The following is a 24,227-nucleotide window of genomic DNA, read 5'->3' on the forward strand; positions in this document are numbered from 1 at the left end:
CAGCCATGAGCCGGATTCAAAAGCTTGCCATCGGCAGCATATTCATTGGCGCGCTCGTCTTCGCGCTCAAATATGCCGCCTATTACCTGACGGGCAGTATCGCGCTCTATTCGGATGCGCTGGAAAGCATCATCAACGTGGTGACGGCGGTTGCAGCCTTCATGGCCGTACGCTTGAGCGCTGCGCCTGCCGACGCCAACCATCCTTACGGCCACCATAAGGTGGAATATTTCTCCGCGGTGCTCGAAGGGGTGCTGATCATCGTCGCCGCACTGATGATCTTACGCGAGGCTTACTTCGGTTTCTTCACGCCCAAGATGCTCGATGCGCCCGGTATGGGCCTCGCCATCAATGCGGCGGCGAGCGTCATCAACGGCATCTGGTCCTGGATGCTGATCAGCCAGGGCCGCCGCCTGCGGTCGCCCGCCATCATTGCCGATGGCCGCCATCTGTTGACGGACGTGTTCACCTCGGCCGGCGTTCTCGTTGGCCTCGTGTTCATTCCCGTCACGGGATGGGCCTGGCTTGATCCGGTGCTGGCGGCTTTCGTTGCGATCAACATCCTCTGGTCCGGCTGGGGCCTGATCAAGGAAAGCATCGGCGGTCTCATGGACGAGGCTCTGCCTGAGGCGACGCTCTCGCGTGTGCGCGAGATCATCTCCGGCAACGCGCAAGGTGCCATCGAGGCGCATGATCTGCGGACGCGCCATGCCGGCAAGATGACCTTCATCGACTTCCATCTCGTCGTGCCCGGTGCCATGAGCGTGACCGACGCGCACGACATCTGCGATCGCCTGGAGCGGGCCTTGAAAGACGAGGTCGAGGATGCGCTCATCACGATCCATGTGGAGCCTGACAATAAGGCGAAGCACGCAGGCATCGTGGTTTTGTAATCGGCATTGGGAAAATGATGGCCGGACGAGCCGCGGAGGCGATCATGCTGCCATCCGTCGCCGGACCGTCCTCTATGCTCCGCTCCTCTTCAGCAATCCAAACGGCGCAAGAGAGCCGGTTCTGTCAAGCCTCACGCAAGCTCGCCTCAATATGAAGCATGGGCCTGAGCATCCGCACGTCATGGGGGCGTGCGCCTCCCACGGTGATGTGGGCAGGCTATTAAACAAAAATGTCTTTCTCAATTTCTCGGCGGCTCGGACTTCTCGTCACGGGCGCGATCTTCATCAGTATCGTCGCGATGACGGTTCAGCTCTTCGCGATGCGGAATGCCATCGAACTGGAACGCAGACAGGCTGTCGTTGGCCAGGTTCAAGCCGCCATATCGATCATCAAGAGTATAGCCGCTGAGGCCGAGGCAGGCCGCCTGTCGAAACAAGAAGCCCAGGAGCGGGCCAAAGCCGCTGTCCGGGCCACCCGTTATGGTCATAATGACTATTTCTTCGTCTACGATTATGAAGGGATCAACCTCGTCCACGGCCTCAAACCCGAGAACGAAGGCAAGGATCTGACTGGCGTCAAGGATGCCAATGGCGTCTATCTCCATAAGGATCTTGTGGAGGAGGGAAAGCGCGGAGGTGGCTTTGTGAGCTATCTCTTTCCGCGCGCCGGCCAGGAGAAACCATCGCCAAAGGTGGCTTATGCTCTGAACTTTGCTCCATGGCAGTGGGTCATCGGGACTGGTGTTTACATCGACGACATTGATGAGATCTTCTGGAAGCGGGTTTGGGATGCTGCCTTCTGGGCTGCTGGCTTGCTCGCCGTGATGATCACCTCTGCTTGGCTCCTCGCTCGCGGTCTCGTCCGGCCGGTGCAGGGTCTGACAGCAACCATGGGAACTCTTGCGTCGGGGGACACGGATGTGGCGGTACCGGCAGTGAAACGCTCTGACGAGATTGGAGCGATGGCCCGTGCAGTGCAGGTGTTCAAGGAAGCTTTGATCGCCAAGAAAAAAGCCGATGAAGCAGCCGCAGTTGAAGCCGATGCAAAGATCCGTCGCGCCCAAATGCTCGACGACCTCACCAGGCATTTCGAGACGAAAGTTTCCTCTCTCACTCAGGGCCTTTCTTCCGCCGCAACGCAGATGGAAGCCACGGCGCAGTCCATGACATCCGTGGCCGATCAGACCACCCAGCAATCGATGACCGTCTCCTCCGCGGCCCAGCAGACCTCGGCCAATGTGCAGACGGTGGCCGCTGCCACGGAAGAACTCTCGATCTCGATCCGCGAGATTGCGACCCAGGTCGGACAATCCTCGCAGGTGGCAGAGCGCGCCGTTCAGGGAACGCAGCGCACCAACGAAACGGTGCAGGTCCTAGCGAGCTCCGCCGAGCGGATCGGCAACGTGGTGCAGCTCATCAACACCATTGCCGGCCAGACCAACCTGCTGGCCTTGAACGCCACCATCGAGGCCGCCCGCGCCGGCGAGGCCGGCAAGGGCTTTGCCGTGGTCGCAACCGAGGTAAAAGAACTCGCCTCCCAGACGGCCAAGGCCACGGAAGAAATCAGTGCGCAGATCGCCTCCGTTCAGCAGGCCACCCAGGAGACGGTGACGGCCATCCACGAGATCGCCCGTACGATCACCGAGATGTCGCAGATCTCCACCTCGATTGCCGCAGCGATGGAGGAGCAGGGTGCCGCCACGGCCGAGATCGCCCGCAACGTCCAGGAAGCCGCCCGCGGCACGGAAGCCGTGACCGGCAGCATCGTCGACGTCCGGCAGGGAGCAGGCCACACCGGGGTGGCAGCCTCCCAGGTGCTGGGGGCAGCCCAGGAACTCGCACGCCATTCCAGCGAGCTGAGCCAGGAGGTTTCAAACTTCCTCTCCGGTGTCAAAGCCGCCTGATCCTGATCTGCTCCTATGAGAGCAAGTCCTAAGGCCCGGCGTTGCCGGGCTTTTTCTTTTCCGCCACGCTGAAACAAGTTCCCTCTGGAAACCTTTTCAACTGTGACAGGCCTGTCTCCCGCTTCTGGAGAAGAGCCTGTCAGGAGCAGCGGATCGGCTTGATGGTGCCGTGCGGGTTCCTGAAAACGGCCGCCGACCGTAGGATAACTGGCCGAGCACCCGCCCCGGCCTCAAGGGAATGGAGGCTGACATCGCGATATCGCCTGGGCTGAAAGCACCCTCCATTATGCCGGATTGAGCATGGGGAGGAGGCTCCCAGCTCGACAATCTGAAATCATATGAACCGGTTCAACCGGATAAGCATCAATGATGCATGACCCTTGCGGTCACGACGGGCCCTCCCTCTCCTGGCAAGGGCCCGTTTGATTGAGTGCAGGCTCATTGCCAGGAAGCATCCATGCCGAGGGGCCTTTTCCGCTCCGCTCATCGGCCTAGCTTTCCTTCCATATCATGGAGGTATCGGAATGAGGGTTCTGGCAGCGGCAATGTTCATGATGACGGCAATCCCCAGCGCCTGGGCTGCCGATCTCTCCCTATCCTCACCTCCCGTCGTTGAAGAGATGGAAGAGGTCGTGGTCGTGCGCCCCGTACGGCGGGTCATCACGACGAGATATGCCTGCGCGAGATGCTCCCGTCTGCCGTTCGGTGGCTTGAGGAAGCCTTATGTCGCCCATGTGCCGCTCGGCGGCCTGCGCAAGGCCTGCCCGCCGATTGTCGTGGAGACGATCCGCGAGCCGGTGGTGCTGCGGGTGAAGGGCTGAAAAGCAAAAAAGCCGCCCGAAGGCGGCCTTTTTGGAAATTGGAGCGGGCGAAGGGATTCGAACCCTCGACCCCAACCTTGGCAAGGTTGTGCTCTACCCCTGAGCTACACCCGCACGCTCCGTCTCTTTGCATCGGACCCAAAAGTGGACACCACTTTCAGGATCCATCCGATGCACATTTAGCAGCGCATCGCTGGGCCCGGGAATCCGGAACCACTTTTCGCTAGCGCGGCCCGCTGGGTCCGCACGATGCGTGGGCAGGATGGTGGAGCCAGGCGGGATCGAACCGCCGACCTCTTGCATGCCATGCAAGCGCTCTCCCAGCTGAGCTATGGCCCCCTTCCATGCTTCCCACTCGACAGCCCAGAGCCGCCCGAGGGCCGCCTTTGCACCATCGCTTGGGAATGGTGCCGCAAGAGGGATTCGAACCCCCGACCCCCTCATTACGAATGAGGTGCTCTACCAGCTGAGCTATTGCGGCGTACCGATCATGCGATCGAAGAGGGCGTCGTCATACCCTCTCGCCTGCCGCTTGGCAAGGGCAGGCCTAAGCGGAATTTCGCCTACCAGATGGAAAAAGCGCTGCGGCGCGCCGACGCTGGCTCCTCGAGCTTCGGCACATCCGGGGGAGTGACCGGAAAGACCACAGGCTCCGGCTTGGGCTGCGGAGTTTCCTCTTCCTTCGAGGGTTCGGGCCAGGCGGCTTCCACCGTGCTGGCGGGTTCCGCCGGAGCAGGGACAGGCTCCGATGCGGAGGCGGCCACAGCCGTTGCAGGCTGCGGTTCCTCGGCCGCCACGATGGGCAGCACCCTGGGCTCGTCGTCGATATCCGCCGTCACGTCGTCGTGCATGGTGATTTCGGGTGCGATCAGAACATCCGGCGGGGCCTGCCAGACAAAGGCGTCGAGACGGCCGGTGACGGGAGAGATCGGCGCCCAATGATCCGAGACGACACCATCCGCGATCCAGGCCGGATCACGCGGAGCGCGGGTGGCACGGGCAAGCCATTCGCGGCCCTTGCCCGTCGAGCCATGCTCCGCCTGTTCGAGATCGGACATGAGGAGGCACACGCGCATCGTGGGCCGATCCGCCAGAAGCGGCTCCAGCGCATCGCGAGCGCGGTCGAACTCGCGTGATTCCAAGGCCGAGCGAGCAACCGCGAGCCTGCCTTCCGGTGCGCCATTCGAGAGCTTGAACAGGGTTTCGGCACGCTTCAGGCGATCAAGGCCGGAATCGCCGGGACGCAGGTTGAGATAGACCTCTGCCAGATCCGGATGCGGCTGGCTGCGCCAGGCGGTTTCCACGATCCTGGCGGCCCGGCGCAGATCGCCCCGGCGGGACAGGAGCTTTCCGGCGAGAGCGGCGGCGGGCACGAGATCGGGAGCGAGCTTCACCGCATCCTGGGCGCTGCGCAATGCGCCCTCGGGATCATGCTCGGCCCGGTCGAGGGCATCGGCGGTCAGAAGCACCGCGCGATGGCGCCTTGCGGTGGCCTTGTCGAGAAGACCGAGCGAGGTGCGACGCTCGATGGTTTCCAGGGCTCCGCGCCAATCGCGCTCGGCGCAGCGCGCCTCCAGCACCGCATCGCTCGCCCAGGCGGCGGCGGGAGCGATGCGGATGGCCTCGGAGGCAAATTCGCGGGCAGCCACAGCATCCCCCCGGCGGCGGGCTTCCACGAAGAGACCACGCAGGCCCAGCACCCGGGTCTCATCCTCATCCATCATCTGCTTGAAGGCGGCTTCTGCTGCCTCCCTGTTCCCGGAGACCTGGGCGGCCTGCGCCTTCAGAAGAAGCGTCAGGGGCTCGTGGCCCAGAAGGCGCTCGGCCTCGTTGGCATAGCGGCGGGCGGCGATCGTATCGCCCGCGCCCACGGCCACCATGCCGCGTGAGACGGCCTGATAGCCTCGGGACCGGCGGCGCGCCCGCGAAGCGAAGGTGAGGCGCGAAGGCAGGCGCAGGATCGTGCTCACCGCCGACCAGAGGAGAGCGAGCGCCAACGCAAGGCCGACGAGAGCAATCGCCGCCACGGCGACGGAGGTCTGCACCTCATAGCCCCCGAAGGTGACCAGGACCGTGCCCGGCCTGTCGGCGAGCCAAACCGCCCCGAAGGCTGCGACGCAGAGAAGACCGATGAAAACGAGAGCGCGCCACATTCTGGGCTGTTCCTTTTATTGCGTCGAACGGTTGAGGGTGGCGAGGGACTCTTCGGAGATTTCGCGAGAGGCCTGCTGCGCTCCGGCCAAAGCCGTGATCTGCCGCCCCCATTCTTCCGATAGCCGTCGCGCCGGCTCAGGCAAGCCCCCCCACGCGGCTGCCGCTCCGCCCATGTCGCCCTGAGCCAGCGCCTGCCGGATGCGGGCGAGCGTCGCGGAAACGCCCGTCGCGCCCGGTTCGTTCACGGGCCGCACGGTGACCACCTTGTCCATCATGCGAAGCAGCCGATCGGACCATTCGCCGGAGGCGGCACGCTGGTCCCGCAGGATCTGCGCCTCCAGCGGCTCGAAGCCCTCAAGCATCGCGGAGGCTGTCGGCGCGCCCTTGTCGGCGAAAGGCTCCAGAGCCTTCAGCTTCTCGGGGTCAGTTCCGGTCTTTTTCAGCCCCTCCAGCACATCCGCAAAAGGCACGCCACTGCGCAGTGCATTGTCGAGGCGCTCGGCGAGCACCACCCGGGTGCCGGTCTGGCCCGCCGCCTCCGCGCTCCTGCTGCTCTGGGTCACCTGCTGCGAGAGGGCCGCCAAGCGCTGATCCTGCTCTGCCAGGTGCTGGTCCTGCTCAGCCATGCGGCGATCCAGGCTTTGAACCGCATTCGAAGCAGTGGCCGCGTTCTGCGCATTCGCCCTCACCTCGTTTTCGAGAGCCGAGAGGCGCTGCGAAAGATCGTTGAGCGCCGCCTCGTTCTGCGGTGCCGGCGGCTGGGGCAGCGGCCTGTTGAACGCTTCCTCCGCCCGGGCAGCGGCGCGGTCCGCCGCTCCCTGGATGTCCTGAAGCCGCTGGTCGAGCGGGCCGCGTGCGGATTCGAGCGCCTGAAGCCGCCCCTCGATGGCCGACAAGTCCACGCTCTGCGGCCGGGACTGGCCCAACGCATTCACCCGCTGCTCCAATTGCGCAAGGCGCTGATCTTCCTGCGTCGATGTCGGCCGCTGCCAGACCTGCAGACCATAGACGAGACCGGCACCGATCAAGCCGCCGAGGAGGCCGGAGCCGATGAAGGCCGCCGACGAGGTCCGGCGCTCGGGAGCGGGGGGTGGACCAGGAGGAACAGTGCCGGGCTCTTGGCCGGGCTCTTGGCTCTGCGGCGGCAGTTCCTCGGCGGACGCACTCGATTCGATGGAATCGGCGTTTGTGCCGGAATCGAGCGTCGCTTCCGGCGAGCCGACCGTGTCCTCTGCCCGCACATCGGGCTCCGGCAGAATCGTCTCCTCAGGCTTCACGTCATCCCAGGCCTTGTCCTGCTGCCCGCCATCGTCGATGACAGTCGCCTTCAAGTCGATGGTGGCCGGCTCGCGGGCGGGTTTCTTGCGGGAGTTCTTGGGAGCTTTGGGATTGGATGAATCGGTCACAGGTCACTCGTGGTGAAGCAATTGGGGCAGATCAGATTGAAGTGCAATTGAGGCAAGCTTGAGCGCAGCGTTTCGGTTCCCGGTGAGGGCTTCAGACCCTAAAGGAGGGACTGGATTCATCGGACCACGATCCTTTCCTTCGGCAAAGATCCCTAATGACCATCCTAAACGAAGCCGTAGCGCAGGTCACGAAAGGCTCATCACCAATTTGAGAAGCGCATCTTCGTCAGGCTGATCGGCGACGCGAGTAGCCGTGCCTGCCGCTCTAAGAGGGGCCGCCACATCCGCCGACAGGCAAAGATGCGGACACTCACGGATTGCGGCGTGGAGACCCGCCCTCTCCGCCAGCCGGACGAAAAGATCCGCGCTCCTTCGAGAATAATGGAGCGCAGCCCCGATTTCGCCAGTGCGAAAGGCCTCCACGGCCTCACCAGGCAAGCTCTCGGCGGCCCGCGCTTCATAAGTCTCCCAGGTCAGCACCTTAAATCCCGCCGCGCGAAGAGAGGAAGCCGGCTCCTCCTTGTGATGCCGCCCGGTGACATGAAGAAGCGTGAGAGGGGGCTGAAGCGTCTCCCGGATCACCCTGGACAAGGAGATTGCATCGCCGTCCGCCGCCATGACCGAGGCGAAGCCCTCGGCCCGCAGCACCTCCGCCGTGCGTTCGCCGACGGCGAAGACGGGAACGCTCTTGTCGGCACAGGAGGACAGAGCCTCCACCGCATGGGCGCTTGTGACGATGACCGCATCGCAGATGCCCGCGGGTGCGGGATCACCCGTCGGCACGATTCGGAGCACGGGTGCGATCAGCGCCTCGTGCCCGAGCGCCGCGAGCTTCTGCGCCGTGCGCTCGGCATCGTCCTTCGCGCGTGTGACGAGAACCCGCATCAGGTCTCTAGGAATCCGGCCGGCATGCGGGTCCGCAGCTCGGTTCCGGCTTCCCGCCCGAGCGTGACCGCATCCTCCGGCGAGCCGCGCCGAACGGCCTCCAGGCACTCCGACCCATCCGGGCGTAGCACGAGGCCGCGGATCTCGAGCTCATTGCCCACCATGCGCGCATGGCCTGCAATCGGCGTACGGCAGGACCCGTCGAGGATGGTCAGAAAAGCGCGCTCGGCAGCGAGCGCATGGCCGGTGGCGGCATCGAGAATCGGCTGCACGGCCCCACGCACCCGCTCGTCCTCGGCGCGGATCGCGATGGCGATCGCCCCCTGCCCCACGGCGGGGAGGAAATCATCCGTCTCGAGCGTGGTGGTCACGTGATCGGTGAGGCCGAGGCGGCGCAGGCCCGCCATGGCAAGGAGCGTGGCATCGACCTCGCCGCGCTCCAGTTTGGCGAGACGCGTCTGCACATTGCCGCGCAGCAGCGTGACCGTCAGATCGGGCCGGAGGCGGCGAACTTGAGCCTGACGGCGCAGGGACGCGGAGCCCACGACGGCGCCGGGCGGCAGATCGGCGAGGCTCTTGTAGCGATGGCTGATGAAGGCGTCGCGCACGTCCTCGCGCGGCAGGAAGCCCGCGATCACGATGCCCTCCGGCAGGGTCGTCGGCAGATCCTTCGCGGAGTGAACGGCGAGATCGATGGAGCCTTCGAGCAGCGCGATGTCGAGTTCCTTCGTGAAGAGCCCCTTGCCGCCAGCTTCCGAGAGGGGCCGGTCCTGAATGGCATCGCCCGTGGTCTTGATGATCGACAGGGGCAGATGCTCCACAATCCAGCCATGGGCGGCGACCAGCCTGTCTTGCGTCTCGTGGGCCTGCGCCAGCGCCAGGGGGCTGCCGCGCGTGCCGATGACCAGGGTCGGTGAAGAGGTCATTCCCGCTGCGTACTCCTCTGCTAAACAACATCCGCGTTTGATCTTGTGCGGCGGGGCGGACTATAGGGGGAGGACAGCCGGGCCGAAAGCCCGAAAGATCACGTAGCGACGGTACCCGATCACCATGCGCATCCTAGGCATCGAAACCACCTGCGACGAAACCGCGGCCGCCGTGGTGGGCATCGGCTTCGACGGACGGGGGGAAATCCTCTCCAGCGAGGTCCTGAGCCAGATCGCCGAGCACGCGGCCTATGGCGGCGTGGTGCCGGAGATCGCCGCCCGCGCCCATGTAGAGGTGCTCGACCGCCTGATCGCCCGTGCCCTCAAGAGCGCCAACTGCACGATCAAGGACATCGACGGCATTGCGGTGGCCGCAGGCCCCGGCCTCATCGGCGGGGTTCTGGTGGGCCTGACCACGGCCAAGGCCATCGCACTCGTGACCCGCAAGCCCCTGATGGCGGTCAATCACCTCGAAGCCCATGCGCTTACCGCGCGGCTCACCGACGGCATCGGCTTTCCCTACCTTCTGCTCCTCGCCTCCGGCGGCCACACGCAGCTCGTGGCGGTGAAGGGCGTGGGCGATTACGTGCGCATCGGCACCACCATCGACGACGCCATCGGCGAGGCCTTCGACAAAGTGGCGAAGATGCTGGGGCTCCCCTACCCTGGCGGACCGCATGTGGAGAGCGAGGCCACCAAAGGTAATCCGGAGCGTTTTGCCCTGCCGCGCCCCATGCAGGGACGGGCCGAGCCGAATTTTTCGCTCTCAGGACTCAAGACCGCCGTTCGACTCGAGGCGGAGAAGATCGCGCCCCTCACACAGACCGACATTGCCGACCTCTGCGCGAGCTTCCAGGCCGCCATCGTCGACGTGGTGGTGGACCGCACCCGCGTCGGCCTGCGCCGGTTCCGCGAGATCGCGGGCACGCCGAAGGCGCTCGTGGTGGCGGGCGGGGTGGCCGCGAACCAGAATATGCGCCAGGCCCTCCAGCGTCTGGCCGTCGAAACCGGCCTCAAGCTCGTCGCTCCACCCCTGGCGCTCTGCGGGGATAATGCCGCGATGATCTCTTGGGCGGGCCTCGAGCGCATGCGCCTTGGCCTGATCGACGACATCAATGCGCCAGCCCGCGCCCGCTGGCCGCTCGACACCAGCGGTCAGGCAGTGGGAGTAAAGGCCTGATGGGGAAGCCCATCGGCATTGCCGGAGCGGGCGCCTGGGGGACGGCACTCGCCAATGCGGCCGCCATTGCGGGCAACGACGTCATCCTCTGGATGCGCTCGCCCAAGCAGGCCGAGGACCTTGGCAAGGCACGCACGAACGAGCGCTTTCTGCCCGGCGTGCGCCTGCATGACCGCATCACGCCGACCGCCGATCTGAACCAGCTTGCCGGATGCCACGCCGTTCTTCTCGTCACGCCCGCGCAGACCACGCGCGAGATGACGGCGGCGCTGACCCGCGTTCTGCCAAGCGAGACACCGCTCGTTCTCTGCGCGAAAGGCATCGAGCGGAGCACCGGCTCGTTTCTCTGCGACGTGGTGGAGGAGGTTCGCCCCAACGCTCCCGTCGCCGTGCTGTCGGGCCCGAGCTTCGCTCACGATGTGGCGCGTGGCCTGCCCACCGCCGTGACGCTCGCCTGCCGCGATGCAGCACTGGCCGAAGATCTCGCGACGGCCCTCTCCGGTCCCACGCTTCGCGTCTATCACCGCACCGATGTGCGCGGCGTCGAGATCGGGGGTGCGGCGAAGAACGTGCTCGCCATCGCCTGCGGCGCAGTGGTGGGACGTGGGCTCGGCGAAAGCGCAAAAGCCGCCCTCATCGCGCGGGGCTTCGCGGAACTCTTGCGTTTCGCGCGCGCCTATGGGGCTAAGGCGGAGACGCTGATGGGCCTGTCCGGCCTCGGCGATCTCGTGCTCACCTGCTCCTCCGCACAATCGCGCAACTTCTCCTTCGGCCTGCATCTCGGCCAAGGCCTGAGCGTCGAGGCCGCCTCCGGCGGCAAGCTGGTGGAAGGCGCCACGACTGCCAGCGCTCTTGTCACTTTGGCGAAGGCAAAAAACATCGACATGCCGATTGCGGAGGCCGTCGAGCAGATCCTGTCCGGCGCATGGACCCTCGATCAGGCGGTCGATGCGCTCATGAACCGTCCCATCAAGTCCGAGCACTAAGCATGATCCGGAAAAGTGGATACCGGTTTTCCGATCAGATCATGCGTCCTTGAATCAAAGAGTACAAGAATGGCCAAGTGGCTCTACAAATCAGAACCCTCCGTCTGGTCCTGGGACAACCAAGTCGCGCAAGGCGACAAGGGCACGTTCTGGAACGGCGTGCGCAACCACGTCGCCAAGCAGAATCTGATGGCTATGAAAAAAGGCGAACAGGGCTTCTTCTATCACTCCAACGAGGGCAAGGCCGTTGTCGGCATCGTGGAGGTGATCAAGGAATACTACCCCGATCACACGGACGAGACGGGCAAGTTCGGCATGGTGGATATCAAGGCCATCAAGGCCCTCAAGCGTCCGGTGACGCTGGAGGAGATCAAGGCCGAGCCGAAGCTCAAGGACATGATCCTCGTCAACAATTCCCGCCTCTCGGTTCAGCCGGTGACGGACGAGGAATGGGCCATCATCTGCAAGATGGGCGGGCTCTAGCGCATCGTGCGGAACCGAAGGGCCACGTCAGTGAAAAGTGGTCCCGGTTTTCAGCGCAAAGGATGCGCTCCTCTGGGGACTAAGCATCGGATCGATCCCAAAAATGCAGGTCCACTTTTGGGTCCGTTGCTCTAGCGTATGGCTGCGTTCTATGCATGATACAGCATATCTCTTCTAGGCCATCCACCGATGACATTTGCCGGAACCAACTTCATCGCCATCCTAGTCTCCGCCGTCGCTGGCTGGCTCTTCGGCATGGTCTGGTACATGTCGTTTGGGAATGCCTGGATGTCGGCCATCGGCAAGACCCGTGAGGATCTGAAGCCCTCACCCGGCCCCTTTATCATCGCCTTCGTGGCGCTCCTCGTCATGGGCTGGGTTCTGGCTGGTGTGATTGGCCATATGGGCCAAGTCACGATCCGCAACGGCATCCTTTCCGGCTTCCTGATGTGGCTCGGCTTCGTCATCACCACCCTGACCGTGAACCACGGCTTCGGAGGCCAGAAGCCGAAGCTCACCTTGATCGATGGCGGACACTGGTTCGGCGTGCTGCTGGTACAGGGCGCGGTGGTCGGAGCCTTCGGAGCCTGAATATTCAGCTCCTTGGGGACAGCGCCGGGCGCCAACCCAAAAGTAGCAAAGACCAAAGTCCGATCCCTGCCCCGCTTGCCCGAACCCTCTCTCTTTCCGTAAACCTAGACCTAATTACCCGATAACGACGAGTCTGGGAGAAGCGTCATGGAAGAGAAGATCTACGACGTGCCGTCTGAGTGGAGCCACCGCGCCTATCTGGACGATGCCGGCTACCGCGCGAAATACGAGGCCTCGGTGAAGGACCCGGACAAGTTCTGGGCCGAGGAAGCCAAGCGCATCCACTGGTTCAAGCAGCCGACCCGGATCAAGAACACCAATTTCGGCCCCGGCAACGTCGCGATCCGCTGGTTCGAGGACGGCATCACCAACGTCGCCTATAACTGCATCGACCGGCATCTCCACACCCGCGGCGATCAGGTCGCCATCATCTGGGAAGGCGACGATCCGTCGGAATCCAAGAAGATCACCTATCGCGAGCTTCACGCCGAAGTGAACCGCATGGCCAACATCATGCGTAACCGCGGTGTCGGCAAGGGCGATCGTGTCACGATCTACCTGCCGATGATCCCGGAAGCGGCTTATGCCATGCTCGCCTGCGCGCGGTTAGGGGCCATCCACTCCGTTGTGTTCGGCGGTTTCTCGCCGGATTCGCTCGCCAGCCGCATCCAGGATGCCAAATCCGCCTTCGTCATCACCGCCGATGAAGGCCTGCGCGGCGGCCGCAAGGTGCCGCTGAAGGTCAACGTGGACGCTGCCATCGAGACCGTCGGTCCGGGCGTGGTAGACCACGTGCTCGTCGTTCGACGCACGGGCGGCGCCGTGAACATGGTGCCGGGCCGTGATGTGTATTACGACGAGGCGGCGGCGCAGGTTTCCGACGATTGCCCGTATGAGGAGATGAATGCGGAGGACCCGCTGTTCATCCTCTACACCTCCGGCTCGACCGGCACTCCGAAGGGCGTTCTGCACACCACCGGCGGTTATCTCGTCTATGTGGCGATGACGCATCAATACGTCTTCGACTACCACGACGGCGACATCTACTGGTGCACCGCCGACGTGGGTTGGGTGACGGGCCATTCCTACATTCTCTATGGCCCGCTCGCGAACGGCGCCACGACGCTGATGTTCGAGGGTGTGCCCACCTATCCGTCGATCTCCCGCTTCTGGGAGGTCATCGACAAATACAACGTGAACATCTTCTACACCGCGCCGACCGCAATTCGCTCGCTCATGCAGGCGGGCGAGGAGCCGGTGAAGAAGACCTCGCGCAAGTCGCTGCGCCTGCTCGGTTCCGTGGGCGAGCCGATCAACCCGGAAGCCTGGGAATGGTATCACCGCGTCGTCGGCGACAGCCGCTGCCCCATCGTGGACACCTGGTGGCAGACGGAAACCGGCGGCATTCTCATCACGCCGCTGCCAGGTGCTACGAAGCTCAAGCCCGGCTCCGCCACCCGCCCCTTCTTCGGCGTAAAGCCGGAAGTGGTGGATGCGGAAGGCAAGGTGCTGGAGGGCGCGGCCGAGGGCAATCTCGTGATCGCCGATTCCTGGCCGGGTCAGATGCGCACGGTCTATGGCGACCATGAGCGCTTCGTGCAGACTTACTTTTCCACTTATCCGGGCAAGTACTTCACCGGCGATGGCTGCCGCCGCGATGCGGATGGCTATTACTGGATCACCGGCCGCGTGGACGACGTGATCAACGTCTCCGGTCACCGCATGGGCACGGCGGAGGTGGAATCCGCGCTCGTCGCCCATCCGAAGGTCTCGGAAGCCGCCGTCGTGGGCTATCCGCACGATATCAAGGGTCAGGGCATCTACGCCTATGTCACCCTGATGGCGGGCGAGCAGCCGTCAGAAGAGCTCCGCAAGGAGCTGGTGGCCTGGGTGCGCAAGGAAATCGGCCCCATCGCCTCGCCGGATCTGATCCAGTTCGCACCGGGCCTGCCCAAGACCCGCTCCGGCAAGATCATGCGCCGCATCTTACGCAAGATCGCCGAGGACGAGTTCGGCTCGCTGGGCGACACCTCGACGCTCGCCGACCCCACTGTAGTCGACGACCTGATCAACAACCGCCAGAACAAGCGCACGAAGGCGGCTTGATCGATCCGTCATCCGGAGCCGCAGAGCAGAACCTGGGGTCTTTGACAAACACTCTCCATGTCATGGCCGGGCTTGTCCCGGCCATCTCTTTTAGAAGGGCAGTGCTCTCTTCTTGATCGGGCTCACCGGCGGCCAAGCCGGTGATGATGCTTGTCCTTCTCGGAACCGCAGCCGTTTCCTTCGCGTCTCACCCTCGTGTCTTCAAAGAAGGAGGGTTCGAGACATGATCGTGCGGACAGCCATGGGATTGGCCGCCCTCATCCTTGTCGCCTCGAGCGCATCCGCTCGCGAGGTTGTGCCGTTTGAGACAAGCGTGTCGCCCGGCACCATCGTCATCAAGACCGGCGAGCGGCGACTCTATTACGTGCGCGGCGACGGAACGGCCCTGCGCTATCGCGTGGCCGTGGGAAAGCCGGGCAAGCAATGGTTCGGCGAGGCGCGGATCGACGGCAAATACGTCCGTCCCGCCTGGTCGCCGCCGGCGGAAGTCAAACGCGACAATCCCCGCCTGCCCGACGTGATTCCCGGCGGCGCGCCGAACAACCCCATGGGCGCGCGGGCGCTTACCCTCGATCTCGACGAATACGCCATCCACGGCACCAATCGTCCTAGCTCCATCGGCACCTATGCATCCTACGGCTGCATCCGCATGCTCAACGAGGATATCGTCGATCTCTACGATCAGGTGAGCGTGGGCGCACGGGTGGTGGTGACGCCTTAAGCCGAAGAGCACCCAAACGCTCCTGCTCTTCACCCTACGACCTCATCCTGAGGAGCCACGAAGTGGCGTCTCGAAGGAGGGGCCAGAGTGCACTGGATGCTCCTTCGAGACGGATTGCTCACGCAATTCTCCTCAGGATGAGGCGAGAGCTTCCCGGTTACTGCGGCTGATACAGATCCGCCCGCGACGGCGGCAACCCGGAGGGGCCGCGGGTGCGCTTGGAGACAAGGGTCTGGTTCACGCCCACCGCCGCGCGCTCGAAGGCGAGCGAGCAGCCGGCGAGATAAAGAAGCCACATGCGGGTTTTCTCCTTGCCCACCATGGCCTCGGCCTCTTTTCGCCTGGCGCTCAAATTCTCCCACCACAGGCGCGTGGTGCGCTGGTAATGCTCGCGCCAGCCCTCCACGTCATGCACCTCGAAGCCGTAGCGCTCGAGATTGGCGATCGACATGCCGAGATGATCGAGTTCGCCGCCGGGGAAGATGTATCGGGTGAGCGCCTTGTATTCGGGTTTCAGCTTGCGGAAGGCGCGTTCGCTCCTCTTCGCGCGCCGCGCGATGGTGTGATGCAGATAGAGGCCGCGTGGCCGTAAGAGACGATGCACCGAACGGAAATAGGCAGGGTGGTTCCTGATGCCCACATGCTCGAACATGCCGATCGAGGAGATCTTGTCGAACTCGCCCTCCATCTGCGTGAAATCCTTCACCAGGATCTCGACGCGATCCTGAAGACCGAGCCGCGCCACCTTCTCGCGGGCGAGCTTCGCCTGCTCCTCGGCGAGCGTCACGCCGGTGGCCTTCACGCCATAATGCTGCGCCGCATGGCAGATGAGAGCCCCCCAGCCACAGCCGATATCGAGGAAGCGCTCGCCCGGTTTCAGCCGCAGCTTGCGGCAGATCATGTCGAGCTTGTCGACTTGTGCACGGGCGAGATCGTCATGCCAATCCGGCTGGAAATAGGCGCAGGTATAGACCATCTCCGGATCGAGGAAGAGCCGGTAGAACTCGTTCGAGACGTCATAATGATAGGCGACGTTCTTCTTGTTGGTCTGAGGTTTTCCCTCGCGCGCCTTCGGATCCTCCTCAACGACGCTTAAAGGGCGCGGCATGTTGGCGGGAGCGCGCAGGAAGTGATAGGCAGTCTTCAGGGCCTTGAGCTTGCTCACCTTCCGCAGGTGGCGGCCGGCCTTCTGCGGGCGCTGGGCGGCGAGATCGAAAAGCGTGCCGTTCTTGAGATCGAGCAGGCCCGAGACATAGGCGTTGAGCACCGTGTCGAGGCTCGGGCGGCGAAGCAGGCTTGCGATGACGTTCTCATGCCGGATCACGAGGCGCATGGCGTATGACGGCAGGTCGGCGGGAATCGTAGAACCATCCCACAGCTCGAAACCGAACTGCAGATCAAGCGCCCGGTGGGCATCGCTCAGGAGTTCCCGGAACGTTTTCAGCCGTGCCGTCTCGCCGATCTCAGCCATGGCCCCTCCCTGTTTGCGACAGCCTAGCTGGTCACAGCGGGAGGAACAACCTTTCCACGAAGCAGGCTGTCTTCAAGCATCGTTTTTCTCCGCCAAGACGGACAGATGCCGAAGCTTCTCGGGATTTCGGACCACGTAGATCCCCACGATCCGACCATCCTGGATGTCGAGCGCGGTCGTCTGCGGCAGGCCGTCCTGTTCGAGTGTCACGAATCCCGGCAGGCCGTTGATCAGCCCCTTGTAGAGGATCGGCGGCGCTTGGAAGCTGCTCTTTCTCGCCACACCCAGGAAAAGGCTTGAAACCCTGCGGAAGCCGGAGAGTGGATTGAGGGCTGCATTCCGAATGCCGCCGCCGTCCGTGTAAGCGACGACATTTTCCGCCAGAAGCGTGCGAAGCGTCGTTAAGTCGCCGCTGCGTGAGGCTGCGAAGAAGGCCTCCGCCATGCGTCGGCCTTCCTCCTGGGCGACGGCATAGCGCGGCCGTGCGGCCCGGACGTTCTTTCGCGCGCGGGCTGCAAGCTGGCGACAGGCCGCAGGCTCCCTGTCCAGGGTGGCGGCCACCTCGTCGAATCCGAGCCCGAAAACGTCATGAAGGAGGAAGGCGGCGCGCTCGAGCGGAGACAATCTCTCGAGCGCGAGCATCAACGTCAGGGACAAGTCCTCCCCCGTCTCCGCCTCTGTCTCCGGTTCCAGAACCGGCTCGGGCAGCCAGGGTCCGATGTAGGTCTCGCGCCGAACCCGGGCCGACTTCAGGATGTCGAGACATAGCCGTGTCACGATCTTCGACAGAAAGGCTCCGGGCTCCCGGATAGTGGAAGGGTCCGTCTGGTGCCAGCGGATATAAGCCTCCTGCACGACATCCTCGGCCTCGGCCATGGACCCGAGCATGCGATAGGCAAGGCGGATCAGCCCCGGCCTGAGAGGCTGGAACCGATCCGCGGCGGCATCTTCAGGCGGCGGCACGATTGGACCCGGCAGGATGGATGGAACGGAAGCCGATCGCGAGGCGATTCCAGGTGTTGATCGCGCCGATCAGCACCGTCAGCTTCACCTGCTCCTCCGGCGTGAAATGCGCGTTGAGCAGAGCATAATCCTCGTCGGGCGCATGAGTCTGCGCGATCAGCGTCAAGGCTTCGGTCCAGGCCAGCGCCGCCCGCTCTCGGTCACTGTAAAGGGGCGATTCCCGCCAAGCATCGAGGAGATAAAGCCGCTCCTCGGTCTCGCCCTGGGCGCGTGCTTCCTTGGTGTGCATGTGGATGCAGTAGGCGCAACCGTTGATCTGCGACGCGCGCACCTTCACCAGATGGAACAGGCTGTGCTCCAGCCCGCTGTTCTTCAGGCTCTGCTCCAGTTCGATCAGAGGTTTCAGGGTTCCCGCGGCCACGTCGAAGGGGATCAACCGAGGTTTCAACATTGTCTTCGTCCTTATGCATTGCGTTGCGAACGAAGCTAAGACGAGACGATGATGCCGAATGTGACATGCCGGCGCGATTTTTTCTAAAAATCGCTGGCGAGGCCTTTCACTTCCCAATCATCGTAGCGCACGGGCTCCAGGCCGCCGCGGCCCTGGTGCTCTTTCACCTTGGCGATTTCCGCTGCGCGGGCATCGATCTCCTGCCGCCGCAGGGCGGCCTCTTCCAGGGCCCGCCGGGCCGCAGGCGAGAGGGTTTTTCCGGGCGCGGCCCCGTCGAGGGCAGGTGCCTGGGTCTTTTCGGAGATGTCGCTGGTGTTCATGAGAGGCCTTTATCAGGTCCTTGTCCCTCATGGGAGTGGGTGCTCTTGGTCGAGAGCTGGACCATTCCCACATGAAGGTTGAAACGGATGAAGTCCTGATCGAGGTGGAGTCTCCGATGAACACCGTCAAGACCGGAATGCTGCTTGCGGCCCTGATGGCCCTGTTCGGCGTTGTCGGCTACATGCTGGGCGGCGCGACCGGCATGATGATCGCGCTGGGCCTTGGCCTGGCGACCAACCTCTTTGCCTATTGGAACTCCGACCGGCTGGCACTTGCCGCCCATCACGCCATCGAGGTGGATGAGAGGACCGCTCCGGAGCTGGTCCATATGGTGCGCGATCTCGCCCGCAACGCGAACCTGCCGATGCCGCGGGTCTATATCATCGAGAACCCCCAGCCCAACGCCTTTGCCACCGGACGCAACCCGGAAAACGCAGCGGTGGCCGCCACCACAGGCCTTCTCGACATGCTGTCCCATGACGAGATCGCAGGCGTGATGGCGCATGAGCTTGCCCATATCAAGAACCGCGACACGCTGATCATGACGGTCAGCGCCACGATTGCGGGCGCCATCGCGACGCTCGCCCAGTTCGGCTTCCTCTTCGGCGGGCGGGGCGACGACAGGCCCAATCCCATCGTGATGCTCGCCACCGTTCTGCTTGCGCCGATTGCGGCCATGATCATCCAGATGGCGATCAGCCGCTCGCGCGAATACGACGCCGACCGGATGGGCGCCGAGATCTGCGGCCAGCCGCTTTCGCTCGCCTCGGCGCTGGCGAAGATCGCGGGCGGCGTAGCCCATGTGCCGAACATGGATGCGGAGCGTCACCCGGCCACGGCACCGCTTTTCATTATCAATCCGCTCTCCGGCCACGGCATGGACAATCTGTTCTCGACACACCCGGCGACGGAAAACAGGATTGCGGCGCTTCACGCTTTGGCGCAGGAGATGGGAGCAGCGCCGCAACCCGGCTTCTTCACGCAGAGTTCATCGAGTCCTTGGGGCCAGCCGCCCCGCCGTGGACCTTGGGGTTAAGTGTTTTGAATCAATCAGACGATCAGGCGGGCCTCGGCCCCCGTCGCCTCGCCTGGATGGCAGTGACGGAAACCATGAAGCGGCGTGTGCCGCTCGACGATGTGCTGGACGAGCTTTCCCCGAAGGAGAACCTCTCCCCGCGCGACGAGGCCCTGGCGCGGGCCATTGCCATCGTCACCTTCCGCCGTCTCGGCACCTTGGGACGCGCACTCAACGAGCGGCTCAACCGCGAGCCTAAGGACGAGCGCCTCCTGCATCTTCTCGCCACCGGGGCGGCGCAGATCCTCTTCCTCGACGTGCCCGACCATGCAGCCGTGGACAGCACAGTGAGGCTCGCGCAGGAGGATGCGAAGCTTTCTCACGCGGGCGGCTTCATCAATGCCGTGCTGCGACGCGTGGCGCGCGAACGCGACATGATCCTGTCGGGCCAGGAATCCTGGCTCGACACGCCCACCTGGCTCGAAGAGCGCTGGGTCGCGCAATATGGCGAGGAGCTTGCGGCGAAGATCGCCGAAGCCCATCGCTCCATGGCATCGGTGGACATTTCCGTGAAAGACGATGCGGCCGGTTGGGCCGAGCGTCTTGGCGGCATTCTTCTGCCCACGGGCAGCATCCGCCTCGTGGAACGCACGGCGATCCGTGATCTGCCGGGTTTCGACGAGGGCGCATGGTGGGTCCAGGATGCCGCCGCAGCTCTTCCCGCACGACTGCTTCACGCCAAGCCTCACGAGCGCATCGCCGATCTTTGCGCCGCGCCTGGCGGCAAGACGGCGCAACTCGCGGCAGCCGGAGCCGAGGTGCTGGCAGTAGATCGTTCTCCGAAGCGCCTGAAGCGGCTGGAAGAGAACCTCGCGCGCCTGAATCTCACAGCCGCAACCCGCGCCATCGATGCGGAAAAGCTCGATGAATCGCCGTTCGATGCGATCCTGCTCGATGCGCCCTGCTCGGCCACCGGCACGATCCGCCGCCATCCGGATGTCGCCTGGACCAAGAGCGAAGAGGACATCCGCAAGCTCTCAGGGCTGCAGACGCGCCTTCTGGAGAAGGCAGCAAGCCTGCTGAAAGTCGGCGGACGCCTGGTCTATTGCACCTGCTCGCTCGAAGCCGAAGAAGGCGAACGTCAGGCGGAAGGCTTTCTCGCCCGTCACCCCGAATTTGTGCGCCAGCCCATCACGGCGGATGAGATCGGAGGGCTTGACCAATGCCTCACGCCCGAAGGAGATGTGCGCACCCTGCCCTGCCATCTCGTTTCCCCTGAGCACGAGCGCAGCGGGCTCGATGGCTTCTTTGTCGCACGGTTTGTGAAAGCTTCTTGATTCTCGAGTGTTGTGCTCTGTCCTCATCCTGGGGACAGCATCTGTTGAAACCAGCCAAAACAGCGGATGCTTACGTGTTGTTAACCAGTCAGCAGGAACTCCCCTCTATGCTGGCGCGGACGAGCATGACTTAAAGGAGCGCCACGGGTGGATTTCGGGCCAGATCGCTGGCGTTTGTACAAGCTTGCCTTATCCGAGGCAGGCCGCGCCATGCGTGGAGGAATGGTCTGGAGCCTGTCCAAGGTGTTCGCAGGAACGCCGTCGCCGACGCGCCTTCTCTTCGCGCCGCAGGATCTGCGCACGGCCGATCCCACCATCGCCACCGATATCTATTCCGGCTTCTTCGCTTTTGCGGGCCGCGCCATCACCACGAGCGGACGCTCCCCCTTCGCCTTCACGCCGCCGAGCAAGGCATGGGCCGAGGCGCTCTATGGTTTCGGGTGGCTGCGCCACCTGCGCGCGGCGGGCACCGCGCTCGCCCAGGCCAATGCGCGTTCGCTGGTGGATGAATTCGTCTCTTCGAAACTCGGCGACAAGAGCATTGCCTGCGATACGCAGATCATCGCGCGCCGTCTCATGTCCTTGATCAGCCAATCGCCGCTGATCCTGGAGGGCGCAGACCACGCTTTCTACCAACGCTTCCTGCGCCTGCTCGGCCAGCATGTGCGCGAGTTGGAACGGCACGTGCGATCCGGCGCTCTGCCGCAGAAGCAGCTGATGGCGGCGATTGCGCTGTGCTATGCCGGTCTGTGCTGCGAAGGCCTCGACCGTCATCTGCGGCGCGCGAGCCGCCTGCTCACGCGTGAGCTGGAGCGGCAGATTCTTGCCGATGGCGGGCATGCGAGCCGCAACCCGCGCATCATCGTCGATCTTCTGTTCGATCTCCTGCCCTTGCGCCAGATGTTCGCGAGCCGCGAGGTCGATACACCGGAGGCGCTCCTCAACGCCATCGACCGCATGCTGCCCATGGTGCGCATGTTCAGGCACGGCGACGGCACGCTCTCCCATTTCAACGGCATGGGCGTGACGGCGGCGGACCATCTCGCCACGCTGCTCACCTATGACGACATGCGCAGCCAGCCGATCCAGCATGCGCCGCATGCTGGCTACGAGCGCATGGAGGCCGGACGCACCCTGCTGGTGGTGGATGTGGGCGCGCCGCCGCCGACCCATCTGTCGACCGAAGCCGGTGCAGGCTGCCTCTCCTTCGAGTTCTCCAGCGCTTCGCAGCGCATCGTGGTCAATTGCGGCACGCCTCGGATCGCGGGCGACACCATCATCCAGGCGTCGCGCTCGACGGCGGCTCATTCGACCGCCTCGATCAACGACGTCTCGTCCTGCCAGATGGTGGGCGACCGGGGCAACTGGCTGAACCGCTGGGTCGCACGCTGGCTCCTGCGCCGCATCGGGCCCGTGGTGCTGAGCGGCCCCGAGCGGGTCGCCTCGGAGCGCGGCGAGCGCGAGCATGCTCAGGTTCTCACCGCCAGCCATGACGGCTATCGCCAGCGTTTCGGCCTGACCCACGAGCGGCGGCTGCAGCTTTCACCCAAAGGCAACATCCTGGAGGGTGAGGACGTGTTCTGGGGCGAAGGCACGGGCGGCGCCTCGGCGGAAGCCGTCATCCGCTTCCATCTCGCTCCCGGCATCAGAGCAAGCCGCGCTCAAGGCGGGCGGGTCGTCATGCTCGTTCTGCCGAACCAGGAAGCCTGGCAGTTCACCGCCATCCCGGTCGGGGCTCATGTGGAGGACAGCGTGTTCCTCGCGGCTCCCGACGGCATGCGCCGCACGGAGCAAATCGTGCTCAGCATCCGCCCGAGCGAGACCCCCTCCGTCCGCTGGCGGTTCGAGCGCCTGGCCCGCAGCCTCAACCCGAGTCAACCGGGTGAGAGCACACCAGAGCTGCTCTGAATGCAGGGCTGAAACTCCTGCCTCCCCGGTTCCCATCTTGACACTCCCGTGCTATCGCGCCCGCATCCTTTACCCCTTCATGGAGCGGCCGCCATGCCGAGCGATCCGAAGCGCGTTTCCCGCGCTCTGCTTTCCGTATCCGACAAGACGGGTCTCGTGGACTTCGCCCGGGCACTGTCCGAGCGGGGCATCGAGCTGGTCTCCACCGGCGGCACGCATAAGGCGCTGAGCGAGGCAGGGCTGCCTGTAAAGGATGTGAGCGACCTCACAGGCTTCCCCGAGATGATGGACGGGCGCGTGAAGACGCTGCACCCGGCAGTCCATGGCGGACTTCTCGGCATCCGGGCAAATCCCGAGCACCAGGCGGCCATGCTGGCCCACGGCATTCAACCCATCGACCTCCTGGTGGTGAACCTCTATCCCTTCGAGGCGACAGTCGCGGCGGGCAAGCCCTACGACGACTGCATCGAGAACATCGATATCGGTGGACCGGCCATGATCCGTGCAGCGGCCAAGAACCACGGCGACGTGGCCGTGGTGGTGGACGGCGCGGACTATGCCGCCGTTCTTGCTGATCTCTCCGCTCATAACGGCGCGGTGACATACACGCTTCGCCGCCGCCTCGCCCAGAAGGCCTATGCCCGGACAGCCGCCTACGACGCGGCGATCTCGAACTGGTTCGCGGCCGAACTCGGAGAGGAAACGCCCCCCTTCCGCGCCCTCGGCGGCACGCTGGCCGAAGTGATGCGCTACGGCGAGAATCCGCATCAGAGCGCCGCCTTCTACCGGACGCCCGAGCAGCGCCCCGGCGTCGCCACCGCCCGCCAGGTGCAGGGCAAGCAGCTTTCCTACAACAACATCAACGATACGGACGCCGCCTATGAGGCCGTGGCCGAGTTCCTACCTGAGCGCTCGGCCGCCGTGGTGATCGTGAAGCACGCCAATCCCTGCGGCGTGGCGGAAGGCACGACGCTCCGCGAAGCCTATGAGAAGGCGCTTCGCTGCGACCCGGTTTCGGCCTTCGGCGGCATCGTCGCCATGAACCGCCCGCTCGATGCGGAGGCCGCGAAGGCCATCACCGAGATCTTCACCGAGGTGATCATCGCGCCCGATGCGAGCGAAGAGGCCATTGCCATCGTCGCCGCCAAGAAGAACCTGCGCCTCCTGCTCGCAGGGAGTCTGCCCGATCCGCGTCAGGAGGGGCTGACGCTGCGCACGGTGGCAGGCGGCTTCCTGGCGCAGTCACGCGATAACGCCGTGGTCGACGCCATGGATCTGAAGGTGGTGACGAAGCGCGCCCCCACCGAGCGCGAGCTCGAAGACCTGCGCTTTGCCTTCCGCGTCGCCAAGCACGTGAAATCGAACGCCATCGTCTATGCCAAGGACCTCGCCACCGTCGGCATCGGTGCGGGCCAGATGAGCCGCGTCGATTCCTCCCGCATTGCCGCCTGGAAAGCTGCCGAAGCTGCAAAAGCAGCCAACCTGCCGGAAACCCTCGCCAAGGGTTCTGTCGTGGCCTCCGACGCCTTCTTCCCCTTCGCGGACGGCCTGCTCGCAGCAGCGGAAGCCGGCGCGACCGCCGTGATCCAGCCCGGCGGCTCCATGCGCGACGACGAGGTGATCAAGGCTGCCGACGAGGCAGGCCTCGCCATGGTCTTCACGGGCTACCGGCACTTCCGTCACTGAGAACGGATCCCCACATCAG

21 protein-coding genes and 3 tRNA genes are annotated in these 24,227 nt (G+C 64.3%); 13 read left to right on the forward strand and 11 right to left on the reverse strand.

The features are described 5' to 3' along the window. Positions 1–5 precede the first annotated feature (5 nt). The 3 genes from ACUXUR_RS04530 to ACUXUR_RS04540 all read left to right on the forward strand — a co-directional run bounded on the left by ACUXUR_RS04530 (position 6) and on the right by ACUXUR_RS04540 (position 3,618). A complete protein-coding gene (locus tag ACUXUR_RS04530) occupies positions 6–893 on the forward strand; it encodes a cation diffusion facilitator family transporter (protein WP_445501147.1) in 888 nt (295 codons plus the stop codon). A gap of 230 nt (positions 894–1,123) precedes the next feature. Beyond that, positions 1,124–2,797 carry a methyl-accepting chemotaxis protein gene (locus ACUXUR_RS04535; RefSeq protein WP_445501148.1) on the forward strand — a complete coding sequence of 558 codons (1,674 nt, stop codon included), beginning with the start codon at positions 1,124–1,126 and terminating at the stop codon, positions 2,795–2,797. Positions 2,798–3,321: 524 nt separating this feature from the next. Then, positions 3,322–3,618, forward strand: coding sequence for a hypothetical protein (locus ACUXUR_RS04540; RefSeq protein ID WP_445501149.1), 297 nt, complete (start codon positions 3,322–3,324; stop codon positions 3,616–3,618). A 39-nt stretch (positions 3,619–3,657) separates the two neighbouring features. Here ACUXUR_RS04540 and ACUXUR_RS04545 read toward each other — a convergent pair. From ACUXUR_RS04545 to hemC, 7 genes are all read right to left on the reverse strand, one after another. Further along, positions 3,658–3,732 (reverse strand) — tRNA-Gly (locus ACUXUR_RS04545). 149 nt (positions 3,733–3,881) lie between these two features. Continuing rightward, positions 3,882–3,957 (reverse strand) — tRNA-Ala (locus tag ACUXUR_RS04550). A gap of 66 nt (positions 3,958–4,023) precedes the next feature. Further along, positions 4,024–4,099: transfer RNA gene (locus ACUXUR_RS04555), tRNA-Thr, on the reverse strand. An 82-nt stretch (positions 4,100–4,181) separates the two neighbouring features. Then, the gene (locus ACUXUR_RS04560; protein ID WP_445501150.1) at positions 4,182–5,771 is read right to left on the reverse strand and encodes a heme biosynthesis protein HemY; all 1,590 of its coding nucleotides are present in this window, start codon (positions 5,769–5,771) and stop codon (positions 4,182–4,184) included. Between the two features lie 15 nt (positions 5,772–5,786). Beyond that, positions 5,787–7,178 (reverse strand): COG4223 family protein, encoded by a 1,392-nt coding sequence (locus ACUXUR_RS04565; RefSeq protein WP_445501151.1) that lies wholly within the window; start codon positions 7,176–7,178, stop codon positions 5,787–5,789. 186 nt (positions 7,179–7,364) lie between these two features. After that, positions 7,365–8,063: a uroporphyrinogen-III synthase gene (locus ACUXUR_RS04570; RefSeq protein ID WP_445501152.1), complete on the reverse strand. Its 699-nt coding sequence runs from the start codon at positions 8,061–8,063 to the stop codon at positions 7,365–7,367. Beyond that, the gene (gene hemC / locus ACUXUR_RS04575; RefSeq protein ID WP_445501153.1) at positions 8,063–8,989 is read right to left on the reverse strand and encodes a hydroxymethylbilane synthase; all 927 of its coding nucleotides are present in this window, start codon (positions 8,987–8,989) and stop codon (positions 8,063–8,065) included. Before hemC ends, ACUXUR_RS04570 begins: the two co-directional genes overlap by 1 nt. Before the next feature lie 124 nt (positions 8,990–9,113). Between hemC and tsaD the strand changes: the two genes are divergently transcribed. From tsaD to ACUXUR_RS04605, 6 genes are all read left to right on the forward strand, one after another. Further along, entirely contained in the window at positions 9,114–10,169 is a 1,056-nt protein-coding gene (gene tsaD, locus ACUXUR_RS04580) for a tRNA (adenosine(37)-N6)-threonylcarbamoyltransferase complex transferase subunit TsaD (RefSeq protein WP_445501154.1), read from the forward strand. Beyond that, positions 10,169–11,155, forward strand: a complete 987-nt coding sequence (locus tag ACUXUR_RS04585; protein WP_445501155.1) for an NAD(P)H-dependent glycerol-3-phosphate dehydrogenase — start codon at positions 10,169–10,171, stop codon at positions 11,153–11,155. Before tsaD ends, ACUXUR_RS04585 begins: the two co-directional genes overlap by 1 nt. A 69-nt stretch (positions 11,156–11,224) precedes the next feature. Continuing rightward, positions 11,225–11,638, forward strand: coding sequence for an EVE domain-containing protein (locus ACUXUR_RS04590; protein ID WP_445501156.1), 414 nt, complete (start codon positions 11,225–11,227; stop codon positions 11,636–11,638). Between the two features lie 189 nt (positions 11,639–11,827). Continuing rightward, on the forward strand, positions 11,828–12,229 hold the full coding sequence (locus tag ACUXUR_RS04595) for a DUF1761 domain-containing protein (RefSeq protein ID WP_445501157.1): 402 nt from the start codon (positions 11,828–11,830) through the stop codon (positions 12,227–12,229). Positions 12,230–12,376: 147 nt separating this feature from the next. Further along, positions 12,377–14,335, forward strand: coding sequence for an acetate--CoA ligase (gene acs, locus ACUXUR_RS04600; RefSeq protein ID WP_445501158.1), 1,959 nt, complete (start codon positions 12,377–12,379; stop codon positions 14,333–14,335). A gap of 223 nt (positions 14,336–14,558) precedes the next feature. Further along, the gene (locus tag ACUXUR_RS04605; RefSeq protein ID WP_445501159.1) at positions 14,559–15,056 is read left to right on the forward strand and encodes a L,D-transpeptidase; all 498 of its coding nucleotides are present in this window, start codon (positions 14,559–14,561) and stop codon (positions 15,054–15,056) included. Between the two features lie 157 nt (positions 15,057–15,213). Here the strand turns inward: ACUXUR_RS04605 and ACUXUR_RS04610 are convergent, their stop codons facing one another. From ACUXUR_RS04610 to ACUXUR_RS04625, 4 genes are all read right to left on the reverse strand, one after another. After that, positions 15,214–16,527 carry a class I SAM-dependent methyltransferase gene (locus ACUXUR_RS04610; protein ID WP_445501160.1) on the reverse strand — a complete coding sequence of 438 codons (1,314 nt, stop codon included), beginning with the start codon at positions 16,525–16,527 and terminating at the stop codon, positions 15,214–15,216. Positions 16,528–16,599: 72 nt separating this feature from the next. Further along, entirely contained in the window at positions 16,600–17,490 is an 891-nt protein-coding gene (locus ACUXUR_RS04615; RefSeq protein ID WP_445501161.1) for a sigma-70 family RNA polymerase sigma factor, read from the reverse strand. Further along, positions 17,477–17,938, reverse strand: a complete 462-nt coding sequence (locus ACUXUR_RS04620) for a carboxymuconolactone decarboxylase family protein (protein WP_445501271.1) — start codon at positions 17,936–17,938, stop codon at positions 17,477–17,479. The genes ACUXUR_RS04615 and ACUXUR_RS04620 overlap by 14 nt, the downstream gene beginning before the upstream one ends. A gap of 86 nt (positions 17,939–18,024) precedes the next feature. Then, a complete protein-coding gene (locus ACUXUR_RS04625; RefSeq protein WP_445501162.1) occupies positions 18,025–18,261 on the reverse strand; it encodes a DUF1674 domain-containing protein in 237 nt (78 codons plus the stop codon). 116 nt (positions 18,262–18,377) lie between these two features. On the opposite strand from ACUXUR_RS04625, the gene htpX reads away from it, so the two are divergent. From htpX to purH, 4 genes are all read left to right on the forward strand, one after another. After that, a complete protein-coding gene (htpX, locus tag ACUXUR_RS04630) occupies positions 18,378–19,298 on the forward strand; it encodes a zinc metalloprotease HtpX (protein ID WP_445501272.1) in 921 nt (306 codons plus the stop codon). A 5-nt stretch (positions 19,299–19,303) separates the two neighbouring features. Continuing rightward, entirely contained in the window at positions 19,304–20,614 is a 1,311-nt protein-coding gene (locus ACUXUR_RS04635) for an RsmB/NOP family class I SAM-dependent RNA methyltransferase (protein ID WP_445501163.1), read from the forward strand. 147 nt (positions 20,615–20,761) lie between these two features. Then, positions 20,762–22,522, forward strand: a complete 1,761-nt coding sequence (locus ACUXUR_RS04640; protein WP_445501164.1) for a heparinase II/III family protein — start codon at positions 20,762–20,764, stop codon at positions 22,520–22,522. 93 nt (positions 22,523–22,615) lie between these two features. Next, positions 22,616–24,208 (forward strand): bifunctional phosphoribosylaminoimidazolecarboxamide formyltransferase/IMP cyclohydrolase, encoded by a 1,593-nt coding sequence (gene purH, locus ACUXUR_RS04645; RefSeq protein ID WP_445501165.1) that lies wholly within the window; start codon positions 22,616–22,618, stop codon positions 24,206–24,208. Positions 24,209–24,227 lie beyond the last annotated feature (19 nt).

The sequence above is a fragment of the Microvirga medicaginis genome, from assembly GCF_052658925.1.

Coding starts and splice junctions, on each gene's coding strand:
- ACUXUR_RS04530 (WP_445501147.1), top strand. CDS start 6: ATGAGCCGGATTCAAAAGCTTGCCATCGGCAGCATATTCATTGGCGCG.
- ACUXUR_RS04535 (WP_445501148.1), top strand. CDS start 1,124: ATGTCTTTCTCAATTTCTCGGCGGCTCGGACTTCTCGTCACGGGCGCG.
- ACUXUR_RS04540 (WP_445501149.1), top strand. CDS start 3,322: ATGAGGGTTCTGGCAGCGGCAATGTTCATGATGACGGCAATCCCCAGC.
- ACUXUR_RS04560 (WP_445501150.1), bottom strand. CDS start 5,771: ATGTGGCGCGCTCTCGTTTTCATCGGTCTTCTCTGCGTCGCAGCCTTC.
- ACUXUR_RS04570 (WP_445501152.1), bottom strand. CDS start 8,063: ATGCGGGTTCTCGTCACACGCGCGAAGGACGATGCCGAGCGCACGGCG.
- hemC (WP_445501153.1), bottom strand. CDS start 8,989: ATGACCTCTTCACCGACCCTGGTCATCGGCACGCGCGGCAGCCCCCTG.
- tsaD (WP_445501154.1), top strand. CDS start 9,114: ATGCGCATCCTAGGCATCGAAACCACCTGCGACGAAACCGCGGCCGCC.
- ACUXUR_RS04585 (WP_445501155.1), top strand. CDS start 10,169: ATGGGGAAGCCCATCGGCATTGCCGGAGCGGGCGCCTGGGGGACGGCA.
- ACUXUR_RS04590 (WP_445501156.1), top strand. CDS start 11,225: ATGGCCAAGTGGCTCTACAAATCAGAACCCTCCGTCTGGTCCTGGGAC.
- ACUXUR_RS04595 (WP_445501157.1), top strand. CDS start 11,828: ATGACATTTGCCGGAACCAACTTCATCGCCATCCTAGTCTCCGCCGTC.
- acs (WP_445501158.1), top strand. CDS start 12,377: ATGGAAGAGAAGATCTACGACGTGCCGTCTGAGTGGAGCCACCGCGCC.
- ACUXUR_RS04605 (WP_445501159.1), top strand. CDS start 14,559: ATGATCGTGCGGACAGCCATGGGATTGGCCGCCCTCATCCTTGTCGCC.
- ACUXUR_RS04610 (WP_445501160.1), bottom strand. CDS start 16,527: ATGGCTGAGATCGGCGAGACGGCACGGCTGAAAACGTTCCGGGAACTC.
- ACUXUR_RS04625 (WP_445501162.1), bottom strand. CDS start 18,261: ATGAACACCAGCGACATCTCCGAAAAGACCCAGGCACCTGCCCTCGAC.
- htpX (WP_445501272.1), top strand. CDS start 18,378: ATGAACACCGTCAAGACCGGAATGCTGCTTGCGGCCCTGATGGCCCTG.
- purH (WP_445501165.1), top strand. CDS start 22,616: ATGCCGAGCGATCCGAAGCGCGTTTCCCGCGCTCTGCTTTCCGTATCC.